The organism is Streptomyces sp. 130, assembly GCF_007096885.1.
In the GTDB taxonomy this organism is placed as follows: Bacteria; Actinomycetota; Actinomycetes; order Streptomycetales; family Streptomycetaceae; genus Streptomyces.
On the sequence record NZ_VJNO01000004.1, the window covers coordinates 1 to 17163 of the forward strand.

Annotated in this window: 13 protein-coding genes; 10 read left to right on the forward strand and 3 right to left on the reverse strand. The window is 73.8% G+C overall.

Going from position 1 to position 17163, the window contains the following annotated elements; all coding sequences use genetic code 11:
- Positions 1-20: 20 nt before the first annotated feature.
- Positions 21-347 carry a plasmid stabilization protein gene (locus FKN01_RS05085; protein ID WP_143616833.1) on the reverse strand — a complete coding sequence of 109 codons (327 nt, stop codon included), beginning with the start codon at positions 345-347 and terminating at the stop codon, positions 21-23.
- A gap of 294 nt (positions 348-641) precedes the next feature.
- Between FKN01_RS05085 and FKN01_RS05090 the strand changes: the two genes are divergently transcribed.
- The 7 genes from FKN01_RS05090 to FKN01_RS05120 are packed head-to-tail and all read left to right on the forward strand — an operon-like array spanning position 642 to position 11030.
- Positions 642-3761 (forward strand): FAD-binding and (Fe-S)-binding domain-containing protein, encoded by a 3120-nt coding sequence (locus FKN01_RS05090; protein ID WP_143616835.1) that lies wholly within the window; start codon positions 642-644, stop codon positions 3759-3761.
- An 11-nt stretch (positions 3762-3772) separates the two neighbouring features.
- Complete coding sequence (locus FKN01_RS05095) at positions 3773-5578, forward strand: thiamine pyrophosphate-requiring protein (protein ID WP_143616837.1); 1806 nt, start codon at positions 3773-3775, stop codon at positions 5576-5578.
- Positions 5575-6702, forward strand: coding sequence for an enolase C-terminal domain-like protein (locus tag FKN01_RS05100; protein ID WP_143616839.1), 1128 nt, complete (start codon positions 5575-5577; stop codon positions 6700-6702). The genes FKN01_RS05095 and FKN01_RS05100 overlap by 4 nt, the downstream gene beginning before the upstream one ends.
- A 25-nt stretch (positions 6703-6727) precedes the next feature.
- Positions 6728-8512: a glycoside hydrolase family 15 protein gene (locus FKN01_RS05105; RefSeq protein WP_143616841.1), complete on the forward strand. Its 1785-nt coding sequence runs from the start codon at positions 6728-6730 to the stop codon at positions 8510-8512.
- A complete protein-coding gene (locus FKN01_RS05110; RefSeq protein ID WP_143616843.1) occupies positions 8509-9513 on the forward strand; it encodes an SDR family oxidoreductase in 1005 nt (334 codons plus the stop codon). The genes FKN01_RS05105 and FKN01_RS05110 overlap by 4 nt, the downstream gene beginning before the upstream one ends.
- Positions 9514-9517: 4 nt before the next feature.
- The gene (ligD, locus tag FKN01_RS05115) at positions 9518-10402 is read left to right on the forward strand and encodes a non-homologous end-joining DNA ligase (protein WP_143616845.1); all 885 of its coding nucleotides are present in this window, start codon (positions 9518-9520) and stop codon (positions 10400-10402) included.
- Between the two features lie 19 nt (positions 10403-10421).
- The gene (locus tag FKN01_RS05120) at positions 10422-11030 is read left to right on the forward strand and encodes an endonuclease (protein WP_143616847.1); all 609 of its coding nucleotides are present in this window, start codon (positions 10422-10424) and stop codon (positions 11028-11030) included.
- 240 nt (positions 11031-11270) lie between these two features.
- Here the strand turns inward: FKN01_RS05120 and FKN01_RS05125 are convergent, their stop codons facing one another.
- Positions 11271-11681, reverse strand: coding sequence for a VOC family protein (locus tag FKN01_RS05125; protein ID WP_143616849.1), 411 nt, complete (start codon positions 11679-11681; stop codon positions 11271-11273).
- A gap of 226 nt (positions 11682-11907) precedes the next feature.
- On the opposite strand from FKN01_RS05125, the gene FKN01_RS05130 reads away from it, so the two are divergent.
- Positions 11908-12753, forward strand: a complete 846-nt coding sequence (locus FKN01_RS05130; RefSeq protein WP_143616851.1) for a DUF4157 domain-containing protein — start codon at positions 11908-11910, stop codon at positions 12751-12753.
- A gap of 7 nt (positions 12754-12760) precedes the next feature.
- On the opposite strand, the gene FKN01_RS05135 is transcribed toward FKN01_RS05130, so the two are convergent.
- Positions 12761-14092 (reverse strand): hypothetical protein, encoded by a 1332-nt coding sequence (locus FKN01_RS05135; RefSeq protein WP_143616853.1) that lies wholly within the window; start codon positions 14090-14092, stop codon positions 12761-12763.
- A 208-nt stretch (positions 14093-14300) separates the two neighbouring features.
- Here FKN01_RS05135 and FKN01_RS05140 point away from each other — a divergent pair, with 208 nt between their 5' ends.
- Both FKN01_RS05140 and FKN01_RS05145 read left to right on the forward strand, forming a co-directional pair.
- The gene (locus tag FKN01_RS05140; RefSeq protein WP_143616855.1) at positions 14301-14927 is read left to right on the forward strand and encodes a response regulator transcription factor; all 627 of its coding nucleotides are present in this window, start codon (positions 14301-14303) and stop codon (positions 14925-14927) included.
- Positions 14928-15083: 156 nt separating this feature from the next.
- On the forward strand, positions 15084-17153 hold the full coding sequence (locus FKN01_RS05145) for a VWA domain-containing protein (protein ID WP_143616857.1): 2070 nt from the start codon (positions 15084-15086) through the stop codon (positions 17151-17153).
- Positions 17154-17163 lie beyond the last annotated feature (10 nt).

A 17163-nucleotide genomic window follows, 5' to 3' on the forward strand; every position in this document is an offset into this window, starting at 1 on the left:
TTCGGCGACGCCCCGCCGGTTCAGCGGCCGACGGCCTTCAGAAGCTGCTCCTTGTTCATCGTGGAGCGGCCCTCGATGTTCTTCCTCTTCGCCTCTTCGTAGAGCTGGTCCTTCGTACGGCCCTGTGCCCCCTTGTGCGAGCGTTCACCGCCGCGCTGGGAGGCCGACTTGGGGTCGCGCGTGGACGTCTTGCTCGCCGTCTTCGACTCGCCGGAGCGGGCACGCTCCTTGTTCACCGTGCGGGCGGCGATCTCCTTGGCACGCTTCTCGGAGGTGCCGCGCTTCTCCGCGCTCTCCTTCACGTGCTCGTACTGACGCTCACGCTTGGGGCTCGATCCTGCCGGCATGACGCCGTCCTCCTCGCTCTCGTCCTCGGCCACTCGGGCCCGGTCCGGGGTCACCACCCGGGTTGCCGGGCGCCCACGTCCGAAACATGGCACCGCCGCGGCGGGCCCGCCCACCGGGCCGCGCGCTCGGGTGACGGCCACGGCCGCCCGTACGCCCGGCCGACCGGTTGTGCGGGGCCGATCGGGGTCACTCACCGAACCGCCCATAAGTGAACCCGCCGACTTCGGGTACCGGGGTCTCTGCGAGGCCGGGCCACCCCGGCGCGCACGCCGGACGACGAGGAGGAGCAGCGGATGACCACGGGAGGGAACGCCGCCGCGGACGGGCGGCACGGCACGGATACGGACAGGAATCCGGCGCCCGGCGTGCGGGCCCTCCGCAGCGAGCTGGAACGGCGCGTCGACGGCGAGATCCGCTTCGACGCGGGCAGCAGGGGCGCCTACGCGACCGACGGTTCCAACTACCGGCAGGTGCCCATCGGAGTCGTCGTCCCCCGCACGGTGGACGCGGGCGCCGAGGCGGTAGCCGTCTGCGCCCGGCACGGCGTACCGGTGCTGTCCCGGGGCGGCGGGACCAGCCTCGCCGGCCAGTGCACCAACGCCGCCGTCGTCATCGACTGGACGAAGTACTGCCACCGTCTGGTCTCCGTCGACGAGGCCGCCCGCACCTGCGTGGTGGAGCCCGGCATCGTGCTGGACGAACTGAACCGGCAGCTGGCGGACCGGAGCCTGCGGTTCGGCCCGAAACCCTCGACGCACAGCCACTGCTCGCTGGGCGGCATGATCGGCAACAACTCCTGCGGCGCCTCCGCCCAGGCGTACGGCAAGACCGTCGACAACGTGCGCCGGCTGGAGATCCTGACCTACGACGGGCTGCGCTGCTGGGTGGGCCCCACCTCGGACGAGGAGTTCGCGGAGATCGTCGCAGCGGGCGGGCGCCGCGCCGAGGTGTACCAGGGCCTGCGCCGGATCATCGACGCGCATCTGGCCGACGTCCGCCGGGGCTACCCCGCCATCCCGCGCCGCGTCTCCGGCTACAACCTCGACTCGCTGCTGCCGGAGAAGGGCTTCGACGTGGCCCGGGCCCTCGTCGGCAGCGAAGGCACCCTCGTCACCGTCCTGCGCGCCGAGCTCGACCTGGTCCCCGTCCCGCCCCACGAGGCGATGCTCGTCCTCGGCTACCCCGACATCTGCGCGGCCGCCGACGAGGTGCCGCGCCTGCTGGAACACAGCTCCCCGACCCAGCTGGAGGCGCTGGACGGGCGGATGGCGCAGCTCATGCGCGAGGAGGACAGCCACGTCGCGTCCCTGGACACCTTCCCGGAGGGCGACAGCTGGCTGCTGCTCCAGTTCAGCGGGGACACCCAGCAGGACGTGGACCGGCAGGCGCGCGACCTGCTGAAGGCGCTCGACCGCGACGAGGACGACCCCGCGGTGGCCCTCTCCGACGACCCGCCGCGCGAGCGCCGGATGCTCAAGGCCCGGGAGGCCGGGCTCGGCGTGACCGCCCGGCCGCCGGACGGACGGGAGACCTGGGAGGGCTGGGAGGACTCCGCCGTTCCGCCCGAACGGCTCGGCGACTACCTGCGCGACCTGAAGAAGCTCTTCGCCGAGTTCGACTACGACCACCCCTCCCTCTACGGCCACTTCGGACAGGGCTGCGTGCACACCCGCATCCCCTTCGAGCTCAAGACCGCCGAGGGCGTCGCCTCCTTCCGGGAATTCCTCTTCCGGGCCGCCGACCTCGTCGTCTCGTACGGCGGCTCGCTCTCCGGCGAGCACGGCGACGGGCAGTCGCGCGGCGAGCTGCTGCCCCGGATGTACGGGGATCGGCTCGTCGCCGCCTTCGGCCAGGTCAAAGCCCTGCTGGACCCCGGCAACCGGATGAACCCGGGCAAGATCACCGACCCGTACCGCACCGACGAGAACCTGCGGCTGGGCCCGCACTGGCGCCCCGCGAACGACGAGACGCACTTCCACTACCCGGACGACGAGGGCTCCTTCAACCGGGCCGTCATGCGGTGCGTCGGCATCGGCAACTGCCGCTCCCACAGCGGCGGCGTGATGTGCCCCTCCTACCGGGCCACGAGGGAGGAGGAGCACTCCACCCGCGGGCGGGCCCGGCTGCTCTTCGAGATGCTGGGCGGCCACCCGGACACGCCCGTCACCGACGGCTGGCGCTCCACCGAGGTCCGCGACGCGCTCGACCTCTGCCTCGCCTGCAAGGGCTGCAAGTCCGACTGCCCGGTGGGCGTCGACATGGCCACGTACAAGTCGGAGTTCCTGGCCCACCACTACGCGGGCCGGCTGCGCCCCACCGCGCACTACTCACTGGGCTGGCTGCCCCTGTGGGCCCGGCTCTCCCGCATCGCACCCCGCCTGGTCAACGCCGCGCTCGACGCCCCCGGGCTCGGCCGCGTCGCCAAGCGGGTCGCCGGCGTCGCCGACGAGCGGCAGCCGCCCGCGTTCGCCGACGAGTCGTTCGTCGAGTGGTGGCGGGCGCGGGGGCTTCCGGAGCCGGACCCGGGGGACGCCCGGACCGTGGTGCTGTGGCCGGACACCTTCACCTCCTCCTTCCACCCCGGCATCGCCCGGTCGGCGGTCCGCGTCCTGGAGGACGCCGGCTTCCGGGTCGCCGTCCCGGAGCAGGCCGTGTGCTGCGGGCTCACCTGGATCTCCACCGGGCAGCCCGCCACCGCGAAGAAGGTGCTGCGCCGGACCGTCGAGGTGCTGCGGCCGTGGATCGAGGCCGGCACCCCGATCGTCGGCCTGGAGCCGTCCTGCACGGCCGTCTTCCGGTCCGACGCGCCGGAGCTGATGCCGCACGACCAGGACATCCAGCGCCTCGCCGGGCAGTTCCGCACCTTCGCCGAACTCCTGGTCAACGACGCCCCCGACGACTGGCGGCCACCCGTCCTCACCCGGCGGGCCACCGTGCAGACGCACTGCCACCAGCACGCCGTCACCAAGTTCGACGCGGACCGCGAACTCATGCGCCGCGCCGGGCTCGACGCCGAGGTCCTGGACGAGGGCTGCTGCGGGCTCGCCGGCAACTTCGGCTTCGAACGCGGCCACCACGACCTGTCCATGGACATCGGCGAACAGGGCGTCCTGCCCGCCGTCCGGGGCGCCGCACCCGACGCCCTGGTCGTCGCCGACGGCTTCAGCTGCCGTACGCAGATCGAGCAGGGCGGGACCGGCCGCCGCGCCATGCACCTGGCCGAAGCGCTCGCGCTCGGGCTCGACGGACCGCTGCCCGCCGACCACCCCGAGAAGGCCACCGCCCGCCCCGGCCGCCCGGCCCCGGCAGCGAGCCGGCTGGTGACGGGCGCCGCGCTCACCGCACTGACCGCGCTCGGCTCGGCCGCGTACGCCGCCCTGCGCCGCAACCGAAGCACGACGCACCACCGATAGGAGAGGAAACCATGGCGACCAAGGTCTCCGACTACGTCCTTCAGCGCCTGCGCGAATGGGACGTCGACCACGTCTTCGCCTACGCCGGCGACGGGATCAACGGACTGCTCGCCGCCTGGGGGAGGGCCGAGAACAAGCCGAAGTTCGTCCAGGCGCGGCACGAGGAGATGGCCGCGTTCGAAGCCGTCGGCTACGCCAAGTTCTCCGGCAAGGCCGGCGTCTGCGCCGCCACCTCCGGCCCCGGGGCGATCCACCTGCTCAACGGCCTGTACGACGCCAAGCTGGACCACGTGCCCGTCGTCGCGATCGTCGGCCAGACCAACCGCAGCGCCATGGGCGGCTCCTACCAGCAGGAGGTGGACCTGCTCAGCCTGTACAAGGACGTCGCCTCGGAGTTCTGCGAGATGGTCACCGTCCCCGAACAGCTGCCCAACGTCATCGACCGGGCCATGCGCACCGCGTACGCCAAGCGCACCGTGACCGCCGTCATCATCCCCGCCGACGTCCAGGAACTGGACTACTCGCCGCCCACCCACGCGTTCAAGATGGTGCCCTCCAGCCTCGGCGCGAGCGCCTACGCGCCGGTCCCCGCCGAGGACGACATCGCCCGCGCCGCCGACGTGCTGAACGCCGGCGAGAAGGTCGCCGTCCTCGTCGGACAGGGCGCTCGCGGCGCCCGCGCCGAGGTCGAACGGCTGGCCGAGCACCTGGGTGCGGGCGTCGCCAAGGCCCTGCTCGGCAAGGACGTCCTGCCCGACGACCTGCCCTACGTGACCGGCTCCATCGGGCTGCTCGGCACCCGCCCCAGCTACGAGCTCATGCAGGGATGCGACACCCTGCTGGTGATCGGCTCCAGCTTCCCGTACACCCAGTTCCTGCCCGAACTCGATCAGGCCCGTGCGGTGCAGATCGACATCGACCCCTTCATGATCGGTCTGCGGTATCCGTTCGAGGTCAACCTGATCGGTGACGCCCGCGCCACCCTCGACGCGCTGCTGCCGCGCCTCAAGCGCAAGAAGCACGGCTCCTGGCGGAAGAAGATCGAGAAGGACACCGCCAAGTGGTGGGAGGTCATGAAGGGCCGCGCCGCGGTCGACGCCGATCCGGTCAACCCCGAGTACGTCGTGCACGCACTCGACGCGCTCCTGCCGGACGACGTCATGGTGGCCGCGGACTCCGGCTCCGCCGCCAACTGGTACGCCCGCCACCTGCGCTTCCGGGGCGCCATGCGCGGCTCCCTCTCCGGCACGCTCGCCACCATGGGCCCCGGCGTGCCGTACGTCATCGGCGCCAAGTTCGCCCACCCCGACCGGCCCGCCATCGCGATCGTGGGCGACGGGGCGATGCAGATGAACGGCATGGCGGAGCTCATCACGATCGCCAAGTACTGGCGCGAGTGGGACGACCCCCGCCTGATCGTCGCCGTCCTCAACAACGAGGACCTGAACCAGGTCACCTGGGAGATGCGCGCCATGTCCGGCGCCCCCCAGTTCCTGCCCTCCCAGTCCCTGCCCGACGTGCGCTACGCCGACTTCGCCCGCTCGGTCGGCCTGGACGGCATCCGCGTCGAGAAGCCCGACCAGGTCGAGGACGCCTGGCACCGCGCCCTGGCCTGCGACCGGCCGTTCGTCATCGACTTCCGGACCGACCCGGACGTCCCGCCGATCCCGCCGCACGCCAGCCTGGACCAGATCGAGGCCGCCGCGTCCGCCGTCCTCAAGGGCGACAGCGACCGGGCCGGCATGGTGCGCCAGGGCATCAAGGCCAAGGTCCAGGAGATGCTGCCCGGCCACCACGACGGGTCCTCCGACAAGTGACCCCGCGCCCCGGCGACGCGGACACCCCCCTGATCGACCGGGTGGAGACCGCCGTCTACACCGTGCCCACCGACGCCCCCGAGGGCGACGCCACCCTGACCTGGGACGAGACCACGCTCGTCCTGGTCCGGGTGGGCGCGGGCCCGGCGAGCGGCCTCGGCTACACCTACGGGGCGCCCGCCACCGCCGCGGCCGTCGACCAGCTGCTCGCCGGGGTCGTCACCGGCCGCAGCGCCTGGGACGTGCCGGCCGCCAACGAGGCCATGAGCCGGGCCGTCCGCAACGCCGGGCGCCCCGGGCTCATCGCCCAGGCACTGTCCGCCGTGGACATCGCCCTCTGGGACCTGAAGGCCCGCCTCCTGGACCTGCCGCTGACCCGGCTCCTCGGGGCGAGCGTCCAGGAGGTCCCCGTCTACGGCAGCGGCGGCTTCACCCCGTACGACGACAGCCGGCAGGACCGGCAGCTGCGCGGCTGGACGGAGGCCCAGGGCATCCCCCGCGTCAAGATCAAGATCGGCGGGTCCCGGGGCGGCGAGGAGCGGCGCGACCTGGACCGGATCGCGAAGGCCCGCCGCAGCATCGGGGACGGCACCGAGCTGTACGTGGACGCCAACGGGGGCTACACCCGCAAACAGGCCGTCCGCGTGGCGCGCTGCTTCGAGGAGCACGGCGTGACCTGGTACGAGGAGCCCGTCTCCTCGGACGACCCGGCGGGGCTCGCCCAGATCAAGGCGGCCACGACGGCCGACGTGGCCGCCGGGGAGTACGGCTACTCCCTGCCGTACTTCTGGCAGCTGGCCACCGCCGGCGCCGTGGACTGCCTCCAGGCGGACGCCACCCGCTGCGGCGGCATCACCGTCTGGCTCCGTGCCGCCGCGCTCGCCGAGGCCGCCGGTCTGGGCCTGTCCGGGCACTGCGCCCCGCACGTCCACGCCCACGCCGCGGCGGCCGTTCCCCACCTCCGCCACCTGGAGTGGTTCCACGACCACGTCCGCATCGAGGACATGTTCTTCGACGGGGTGCTCGACCCGGCCGGCGGCACCGTACGCCCCGGCGCGTCCGGCGCCCCCGGACACGGCCTGGAACTGCGCGCCGCGGACGCGGAACGCTACCGCGTCCGGTGACCCGCCGGACCCCGGAAGGAGGCGTATGACCCGCCCGAACCCGCCGCGCGGCAACCCGCCGCCCCACGTACTGCGCGAGTACGCCCTGATCGCCGACGGAGAGCGGGGCGCGCTCGTCGGCCCCCAGGGCGACATCGCGTGGCTGTGCGCCCCGCGCTGGGACTCCGGCGCGGTCTTCGCCGCCCTCATCGGCGGTCCGGGCCACTACACCGTCGCACCCGGGGAGCGCTTCGTCTGGGGCGGCTCCTACGAGCCCGGCACGCTGATCTGGCGCAACCGCTGGGTCACCGAGTCCGGGGTCACCGAGTGCCACGAGGCGCTGGCGTTCCCCGGTGACCGGCGGCACGCCGTCCTGCTGCGCCGCGTCCACGCCGTGGAGGGCGACGCGCGCGTGGCCGTACGCCTCGAACCGCACGCGGACTTCGGCGCGCACCGCTCGCGGGACGTGCGGCGCGAGCGGCCCGGGGTGTGGACCGGGCGCACCGGCCCCCTGCACTGGCGGTGGACCGGGGCGGACGACGCCCGCCCCGTGCGCGACGGCCACCGCACGGGCCTGGCCGCCGAACTGACCGTGCCGGCGGGCGGCCACCACGACCTGGTCCTCGAACTCTCCGAGGACCGGCCGGGAGACGCGGTGGACCCGGACCGGGCCTGGCACGCCACCCGGGACGCCTGGGCCCGCGCCGCCGAGCCGCTGCCCGACTGCCTCGCGCCCGACGACGCACGCCACGCCCACACCGTGCTGCGCGGCCTCACCAGCGCCTCCGGCGGCATGGTCGCCGCGGCCTCCACCAGCCTGCCCGAACGCGCCGAGGCGGGCCGCAACTACGACTACCGGTACGTGTGGATCCGCGACCAGTGCTACGCCGGGCAGGCAGCGGCGGCGGCCGGCGCGCACCGGCTGACCGACGACGCCGTCCGCTTCGTCGCCGCCCGCCTCCACGAGGACGGCCCGCGGCTCGCACCCGCCTACACCGTCACCGGGGCGCCGGTGCCCGACCAGGAGACGCTGCCGGTCCCCGGCTACCCGGGCGGCGGGAACCGGGTCGGCAACCACGTCAACCGGCAGTTCCAGCTCGACGCGTTCGGCGAGGCACTGCTCCTGTTCGCCGCCGCGGCCCGGACCGGGCGGCTCGGCCCGGACGGGCGGCGGGCGGCGGACATCGCGGTCGCCGCCATCGAACGGCGCCACCACGAGCCGGACGCCGGCATCTGGGAGCTGGACGACCGGGCCTGGACGCACAGCAGGCTCATCTGCGCGGCGGGCCTGCGGGCCATGGCCGCGAACGTCCGCTGCGCGCAGGCCGCCTCCTGGGCCGGGCTCGCCGACCAGCTCCTCGCCCGGACGGCGGCCACCAGCACCCACCCGACCGGGCGCTGGCAGCGCGCGCCCGACGACCCCGGACTCGACGCCGCCCTGCTGATGCCCGCGATCCGGGGCGGCCTCCCCGCCCGCGACCCGCGGACCGTCCGCACCCTCGACGCCTACCGCGCCGAGCTGACCCACGACCACTACGCGTACCGCTTCCGGCACGACGAACGCCCCCTGGCCGAGGCCGAGGGAGCGTTTCTGCTGTGCGGCCACCTGATGGCGCTGGCCGAGCACCAGCAGGGCAACGGGCGGGAGGCGGTGCGCTGGTTCGAACGCAACCGGGCGGCCTGCGGGCCACCGGGTCTGTTCACCGAGGAGTACGACATCGGCCAGCGGCAGCTGCGCGGCAACCTCCCGCAGGCGTTCGTCCACGCCCTGCTGCTCGAAACCTCCGTCCGCCTCGCCGCACCGGCCCCCACCGAAGGAGAGACACCGTGAGCCAGAGCGTCGTCATCACAGGAGCGAGTGCCGGAATCGGCCGGGCGGTGGCACGGGCCTTCGGGGAGCGCGGGGCCGACGTGACCCTGCTCGCCCGCGGCCGGGCCGGTCTCGACGGAGCCGCCCGCGAGGTGGAGGCCGCCGGCGGGCGCGCGCTGGCCGTGCCCACCGATGTGTCGGACCACCGCGCGGTCGAGGCCGCGGCGGACGAGGCCGTGCACGCCTTCGGCCGGATCGACGTCTGGGTCAACTGCGGCTTCACCTCGGTGTTCGCCCCCTTCACCGAGATCGAACCCGAGGAGTACGAGCGCGTCACCCAGGTCACGTACCTCGGGTTCGTCAACGGCACCCGCGCCGCGCTCAAACACATGCGACCCCGCGACGCCGGGACCGTCATCCAGGTCGGATCGGCGCTCGGCGAGCGGTCCATCCCCCTGCAGTCCGCCTACTGCGGGGCCAAGCACGCCATCAACGGCTTCACCTCGTCCCTGCGCACCGAGCTCATGCACCAGGGCAGCGGTGTGCGGGTCACCGTGGTCCAGATGCCCGCCGTCAACACCCCGCAGTTCTCCTGGGTCCTCTCCCGGGTGCGCGGCAACCCGCAGCCCGTCCCCCCGATCTACCAGCCCGAAGTCGCCGCCGAGGCAGTGCTCCACGCCGCCGACCACCCCGGCCGCAAGCAGTACTACGTGGGCTCCAGTACGGTCGCCACCATCGTCGCCAACAAATTCGCGGCGGGCCTCCTCGACCGCTACCTCGCGCGGACCGGCTTCGACTCCCAGCAATCCGGCGACGCCTCCGACACCGACCGCGAGAACAACCTGTGGCAGCCCGAGGACGACGCCACCGACCACGGGGCACACGGCACCTTCGACCAGGAGTCCCACCGGCGCGACCCGCAGCTGTGGGTCTCCCGGCACCCGGCCCTCGCCGCGGTGATGGCGGCGGGGGCCGCCTCCGGCGCCACGGCCCTCCGTAGGCGCGCGACCCGGGGCCGGTGAGCACGTGACGGCACACCGGATACCGGAGATCAGCCGCCCGGACAAGGTCCTCTTCCCGGACGACGGCATCACCAAGGCCGACCTCGCCGGCTACTACCGCACGGTGGCCCCCCGCATGCTGCCCCACCTGCGGGACCGGCCCCTCATGCTGGAACGCTTCCCCGACGGCATCGGCGGCCACGGCTTCATGCAGAAGGACGTGCCCGACCACTTCCCCGACTGGATCCACCGCGCCGAACTCCCCAAGGAGGGCGGCACCGTCACCTACCCGATCGCCGACGACACCGCCACGCTCGTCCACCTCGCCGGGCAGGCGAGCATCACCCCTCACCGCTTCCTCTCCCGCGCCGACCGGCCCCACCACCCGGACCGGCTGGTCTTCGACCTCGACCCGCCCGGTGACGACTTCGCCCCGGTCCGCGAGGCGGCGCTCGCACTGCACGGCCTCCTGGACGAGCTGGAGCTGCCCTCCCTCGTCATGACCACGGGATCACGCGGGCTCCACGTGGTGGTGGCGCTCGACCGCCGGGACGACTTCGACGCCGTACGGGCGTTCGCCCGCGCCGTCGCCGACGTGCTCGCCGCCCGCGACCCCGGCCGCCTCACCACCGAGGCCCGGAAGAAGGCCCGAGGAGGCCGCCTCTACCTGGACGTCCAGCGCAACGCCTACGCCCAGACCGCCGTCGCCCCCTACGCGGTCAGGGCCCGCCCCGGAGCCCCCGTCGCCGCGCCCCTGGCCTGGGAGGACATCGGCGACCCGGCGCTCGACGCCCGCCGCTGGACCCTGCGGGACGCCGACGCGCTCGCGGACCGGAACCCCTGGCACCACCCCCCGAGGCCCCGCTCCCTCGGCCGGGCCCGCACCCTGCTCGACGCGCCGGCCGCGTAGAACCGAACGGAGAACGACCGTGTCCACAGCCACGACCGTGCGGAACCTGCTGGACGAGCACGGGCGGACGTACGCCGAGGAAGCCGGCATCCGGCTCCGCGACACGCCCATGCCGCTCTACCAGCTGCTGACCCTGTGCGCGCTGTTCTCGGTCCCCATCAAGGCCGGCATGGCGGTCGCCGCCGCCCGCGAACTCTTCGCCGCCGGGATGCGCACCCCCCACGCCATGGTGGAGGCGTCCTGGCAGGCCCGGGTCGACGCGCTCGGCCGCGCCCACTACCGGCGTTACGACGAGAGCACCGCCACCGCGCTCGGCGAGGGCGCCCGGCTCGCCCTCGACCGGTACCGCGGGGACCTGCGAAGGCTCCGCGAGGAGGCCGGCGGGGACGCGGAGCGACTGCGCGAGCTGCTGCGGGAGTTCCCCCGGATCGGGCCCGTGGGCGCCGGCATCTTCAGCCGCGAGGCGCAGGGGCTGTGGCCCGAGCTGCGCCCCGCCTTCGACAAGCGCGCCCAGGACGCGGCCGAGGGGCTCGGGCTGCCGCGCTCACCGGAGAAGCTGGCCGGGCTCGTCGCCGACGAGGACCTGCCCCGGCTGGCCGCCGCCCTGGTCCGGACCGGACTGGAGTGACCGGGCCCGCCGTCACCGGCCGGTCCGCGGCGGGTGGCTGACGGCGAGGGCGACCGCCGCCCGGACGACGAGCCGGCCCCTGCGCCGCCGGTCCGGCAGGGGCGCCGCCGCCGGCAGCGGCCGGACCACGAACGGCTGCCGGATACGTCCAGGCCCGCCACGCCGGGACGCGCACGGCCCCGCCACGCGCTCAGGACACGGCACGTCACGGGACCCGTAAGCCTTCGGCGGCCCGAGGCTTCAGCGGAGCTCCTGGATGCGGACCAGGTTGCCCGCCGGATCGCGGAACGCGCAGTCGCGGATGCCGTACGGCTGCTCGGTCGGCTCCTGGACCACCTCCGCGTCACCGGCCTGCACCTTCTCGAAGGTGGCGTCCAGGTCACGGGTGGCGAGCAGAATCCAGCCGTACGTGCCCTTGGCCATCATCTCCGTGATGGTGCGCCGCTCGTCGTCCGTGATCCCCGGGTCCGCGGCCGGCGGCGCCAGCAGGATGGACGTGCTCGGCTGGTCCTTCGGGCCGACGGTGATCCAGCGCATCCTGCCCTGGCCGACGTCGTTGCGGACCTCGAAACCGAGCGTGTCGCGGTAGAACGCGAGGGACTCCTCCGGGTCGTCGTGCGGGAGGAAGCTGGTGTGAATGGTGATGTCCATGGAGATCATGCTAGAGAGCGGGCCACCGCCGCGCTTCTCGAATCCTGACCGGTTCCGCACGCCCCGGCCGGTGGCTCTCCGGACCGCCCCGATGCCCGAAGAGGCACCCCGCCGTGCCCCGCGCCGGACAGGGCGGGGCTGGACGGGGCAGCGACGCGTCCCCCAGGGTGGAAGGCCGGCAGGAGCGGGCGGTCCGCCGCGACCGCCCCCGGTGCGGTCAGGGGAGATGACGGTGAACGCACAGGACCACGACCACGAGCACGAGCACCACGTGAAGCCCCCGGAGGCCGGGCGGGACCACATGCGGCTGCCGGCCGGCCCCCCGCACGACGCGACGGCCGAGGCGCCCGCCGGCTCCGACGCCCACCACCTCTTCCGGGCCGCCGCCACCGGCCGGACCGACGTGGTGGGCCGCTCCGGCATGGGCGTCCTCCAGCGCACCGTCGGCAACGCCGCGCTCGGCCCCGTGATCCAGCGCGCCCGGGCGGCGGCACCGGAGCAGGCCGAGGAGGCGGAGCCGCGCTCGCCCGTCCACGACGTCATCTCCTCCGGCGGCGGCACCCCCCTCGACACCGAGACCCGGACCGACCTGGAGAACCGGATGGGCGCCGACTTCTCCGACGTACGCATCCACAACGACGCCGCCGCGCACGAATCGGCGAAGGGCGTCGGCGCGCACGCCTACACCGTGGGCAACAACGTGGTCTTCCAGCGCGACGCCTACGACCCGTCATCGCCCCAGGGCCGTACGACGCTGGCGCACGAGCTGACCCACGTCATCCAGCAGCGCAGCGGGCCCGTGGAAGGCACCGAGGCGCCCGGCGGCATCCGGGTCAGCGACCCCTCCGACCGCTTCGAACGCGAGGCCGTCGCCAACGCCGACCGGGTCCTCTCCGACCCGGCCCCCGCCGCCACACCGGCGGCCTCCGCCGCGGCGCCCTCCGCCGCACCCGCCGTCCAGCGGGCGGCCACGGAGGACGAGGACGAGCAGCCGGCCGACGTGCAGGGCTCGTTCGTACAGCGCGCGGAGGAGAAGAACCCGGAGGAGGAAGAGGCGGACCCGCCGGCCTGACGCGGCGTCAGCCTCCGTCGGCGTTCCGCATCGTGCCGCCCAGGAACATCGATTCCGCGCACCGCGCGGGCGCCTGCGCCCCCACCGGCCTGCCCACCTTGCGGCAGTCGATCGTCATGGTCACCTTGCCGCCCGCCGGGACCACGATCGGCGTCACGAAGTGGTAGTCGGAGTCCCGGAAGTTCTCCAGGCCCAGACTGAGCACCCGGGTCTCCCGGCCCGCGGAGACGACCAGCGTCCCGGCGTCGCCCTGCGGGTTCTGCACCACGATGTCGGTCAGCTGGAACGTCTTCCCGGCCGGCACGGTGAGCGCCGTCCCCGTGTTCGTCCCGCCGCCCAGCGAGTCCTGCACCCTGACCTGCGCACTCGTCGGCGTGGCCGCTCCCGCGCCGGCCGCCGCCGACGGGCTCGGGCTCGGCGTGGGCTTCGACTCGCCGCCCCCGCCCGAACCGCTCCCGGCGGAGTCGCCCCCGCCCGCCCCGGAGCCACCCGAGCCGCCCTGTTCCGGCGCCGTGCTCTTGTCGGCCGCGGCGGCGGACCGCACCGCCTCGGGGGTGACCGCCTCACGCGCCGCCGACTTCACGGCCGGGCGCAGCAGCGCGTACCAGAGGCCGACCAGGGCGAGCACCAGGACGGCCGCGGTGATCAGGGCGCGGGGCAGCCAGCGCGGGAGCAGCGGCTCCTGCTCGTAACTCCCGTCCACGAGGACGGGCTCCACCGGGTCCTGCCCCTCGGGCACCTGGGTCGCGGCGAACACCTGGAACGGGTGCGTGACCGGGGTGCCGCGCCACATCCGCTGGACCGGGCGCACCCGCAGCTTCGCGAACTCCGCCTTGCCGGGCGCCACGTGGAGCTCCGGGGCGGCGAAGACGACGCGGGCCCGCTCGGTCCCGGGCTGGGCGCCGAGGCGCACCGTGACCGGTGTGTTGCCCCGGTTGTCGACCGCCAGCTGGTGGCGGCCGGCCAGCGCGCCGTGCGAACCGCGCGGAACCAGCTCGGCCGTCGTCTCGGTGAACGGCAGCACGGTCACCCGGCCTTCGGGCACCACCGTCTCACCCTGCTCACCGGTCGGCACCACCCGCACCCCGAACGGCGTCTCGCCCGCCGGAACCGTCGCGTCGCGGGGCGGCCGGAGCATGAGCGACACGGTGCCCGAGTCGCCCGGGTAGAGGGACAGCACGGCCGGCTCCACCGCCGCCCAGGCGGCACACGCGCCGACCACCTCGAAGCGGTACTCCTCGACGGTCCGGCCGGAGTTGCGGACCTGGAGGGGGACAGCCGTCTCCGCGCCCGGAGCGGCGCTGACGGTGGACGCGTCGAGGCTTGCGGTGAGACTCATACGGCGGACCGTAAGGTCGCCGCCCAGGTCGTACATCGGCCGTGAAGGAACACTTTCGGGCACATCCGGTGCCCCGGCCAAGCAGTATGGTTTCCTCCTCGATGAACCAGGGCATCTTCTGTCCGCCTCCTCACCAGTGAGGCGCACGAACACGGCTGCGAAGCGTGTGTCATGAGTGCTTCCGGCCGTCACACAGGGGGAGCACGATATGGAGCGCACCACTGTCGCGTTACGGGCCCAGGACCCGATCTCGCAGGCCGGAGTGGCCAGCCAGTTGAGGTCGCGGCCCGAAGTGAACGTCGTGGACTGGGTGGAGGAGGGGCCCTGGCCCGATGTCGTCGTCATGGTCGTCGACGCCGTGGAGGAGGACGTGCTGACGACACTGCGCCACATCCAGCGGACCGCCGACACCCGCGCCGTGCTCGTCACCACGGACATCGACGAACAGAAACTGGTCAGCGCCGCGGAGTGCGGGGTCGCCGGGGTCATCAGGCGGGCCGAGTCGACCCCCGAGCACCTGGTGCACGTCATCGAGACGGTCGCCCGGGGCGAGGGACACCTCCCCTCGGACCTGCTCGGCCGGCTCCTCGCGGAGGTGGGCCGGCTCCAGGGCCAGGTCCTCGCGCCGCGCGGCCTTCACTTCACCGGGCTCGCCGCCCGCGAGGTGGACGTCCTGCGCCTCGTCGCCGAGGGCTACGACACCGCCGACATCGCCACCAAACTCGCCTACTCCGAACGCACCATCAAGAACGTCCTGCACTCCGTGATGACCCGGCTGCAACTGCGCAACCGCTCCCACGCGGTGGCGTACGCGATGCGCCAGGGCCTGATCTGACGCGAGCCCGGAGCCGCGCGGCCCGGGGGGCTGCCCCAAAGGGCAGCGGGCGCTACCCGCCGAAAGGGCTGACCTCCCGCTGTGCGCACCACGTGCACGGGGGATCGTGTGGGCGCTGTTCTTCGGTGGGAGGTCCGGGTGCGGGGGAGAGAAGCTGTGCGGTGGATACGGCCGGCGGGACGCCCACCCGGACTGCCCGGCGCACGCCGCTCGGCGGCGCTCGCCCTGCTCCTGCTCGCCACCGCCTTCGTCCCCGGGCCGGGCCCGGCCGGCGCCGCCCCCGCCGTGCCCGTCCCCCCGGACCCGTGGGTCACCCCGGCGACCGTGCACGAGGCGCTCGACCCGGGCGGCTCGACCAGTGTCGACAAGTCGGTGCGTACGCCGGCGATCCCGCCGAAACCGGAGGTCGTCCTGCTGGTGGACGGCACGGGGAGCATGGACGATCCCATCGCCAGCGTGCAGGAGAACCTGTCCGACATCACGGAGAAGGTCCTCGCCGAGCAGAGCGAGTCCCGGTTCGCCGTCGCCACCTTCGGAGACCAGCAGGTCGATCCGGAAGCCGGATTCAAGGTCCTGCAAGGGCTGACGAACGACCTCGACAAGGTGCAGGACGGTGTCGACGCGCTCACCACGGACCTGGGTGCCTACAGCATGGGCCCCTCCGAGGACTGGATCAACGGACTCTGGCAGATCGCCAACGGAGCCGGCGGCGAGACGGCCTTCCGCGAGGGCTCCAACCCGGTGATCGTGCTGGTCAGCGACGCGTCCAGCCACTCACCGAGCAACGGCCACACCATCGACGACACGATCTTCGCCCTCCAGGACAAGGGAATCCGGGTGGTCGGCGTCGACGTGGACAGCGAAATCGGCGACGGGCTCAACGGCACCGGCAACGCACACAACCCCGACTACCCGGACCAGATCGAGAATCCGCCGACCACCCCCGGCCAGGCCACCCGCATCATCGAAGCCACCCAGGGCCGGCTGCTCGAAGGCATCCAGGGCGACGCGGTCGCCCAGGCCATCGTCGACGGCATGGACAACCTCCCCACTTCCGTCGGCCACCAGCTCAGCGACTGCAGTCCCTACCTCACCGTCGCGCTCGACCCGCCCACCCGCCGGGTGACCAGCGGCGACACCGCCCACTTCGCCGAGACCATCGACGTCGCGGCCGACGCCCCGCAGGGCGCACGGCTCACCTGCACCGTCCAGTTCCTGCTCGGCCCGCAGATCCCGGGCACGGACAGACTCGCCCCCACGGCCGCGCCCGACCCCGGCTTCCAGCAGAAGATCACCATCGAAGTGAACGACGTGAACGCGCCCGTCGTCACCGTGGACGACCGCATCGCCAGGGCGGACGACGAGGACGGTACGAAGATCAGCTACTGGGCCACCGCCAGGGACGCCCAGGACGGCCGCCTCCCCGTCACCTGCGCCCCTGCCTCCGGCTCCCTCTTCCCGGTCGGCTCGACCACGGTCACCTGCACCGCCACGGACGCGGCGGGCAACACCGGCACCGACACCGCAGTGTTCCGGGTGCTGGAGCCGCCCCCGCCGCCGCTGCCCCCGCCACCCGCGACCGACGTCGCCGTCCAGACCGACATCAGCCCCGGCCGTACGTACATCGGCCGCCAGGCCCGGGCCCGGTTCACCGTCACCAACGCGGGGCCGGACACCGCCAGGGACGTCGTCCTCACCACGAGCTGGCCGAAGGCCGGCAAGGCGAAGGACCGTACGCTGACCTCCCCCGGCCGCTGCACCGCCGCCGCCCCCTGCACCATCCCGCCCGGCGGCCGGATCGAGGTGACCCAGACCGGCACCTACCGTGCGCCGGTCACCGGGGACGTACGCGCCACCGTGAGCGGCATGCTGGGCGACCGGTACCCCGTCAACGACAAGGACACGGCCGGGCTGCGGGTCCTCAGGCCCTCCCTCACCGTCACCCCGCAGGTCGCCAGGCCCGGCCAGCCCGTCGTGGCGCGCGGCAAGGACTACCCGCCGGGCGAGACCGTGCGCCTGACCTGGAACACCGGCATCACGGCGGACCGCACCGGCGTACGCGTGGGCCGCGACGGCACCTTCGAGGTGCAGGTCCTGGTGCTGCGCAAGGACACCCTCGGACCGCGTGTCCTGCGCGCCGACATCACCGGACTCCCCCGGCTGCAAGAGCCCGTGCTGGTGGTCCAGGGCAACCTTCAGCCACCGGACTTCAAGGGCCGTACGTGAGAGGGGCGGG

Excerpts from the sequence above, each read along its gene's own strand:
- FKN01_RS05085 (WP_143616833.1), bottom strand. The coding sequence starts at position 347 with ATGCCGGCAGGATCGAGCCCCAAGCGTGAGCGTCAGTACGAGCACGTG.
- FKN01_RS05090 (WP_143616835.1), top strand. The coding sequence starts at position 642 with ATGACCACGGGAGGGAACGCCGCCGCGGACGGGCGGCACGGCACGGAT.
- FKN01_RS05095 (WP_143616837.1), top strand. The coding sequence starts at position 3,773 with ATGGCGACCAAGGTCTCCGACTACGTCCTTCAGCGCCTGCGCGAATGG.
- FKN01_RS05105 (WP_143616841.1), top strand. The coding sequence starts at position 6,728 with ATGACCCGCCCGAACCCGCCGCGCGGCAACCCGCCGCCCCACGTACTG.
- FKN01_RS05125 (WP_143616849.1), bottom strand. The coding sequence starts at position 11,681 with ATGGACATCACCATTCACACCAGCTTCCTCCCGCACGACGACCCGGAG.
- FKN01_RS05130 (WP_143616851.1), top strand. The coding sequence starts at position 11,908 with ATGACGGTGAACGCACAGGACCACGACCACGAGCACGAGCACCACGTG.
- FKN01_RS05135 (WP_143616853.1), bottom strand. The coding sequence starts at position 14,092 with ATGAGTCTCACCGCAAGCCTCGACGCGTCCACCGTCAGCGCCGCTCCG.
- FKN01_RS05140 (WP_143616855.1), top strand. The coding sequence starts at position 14,301 with ATGGAGCGCACCACTGTCGCGTTACGGGCCCAGGACCCGATCTCGCAG.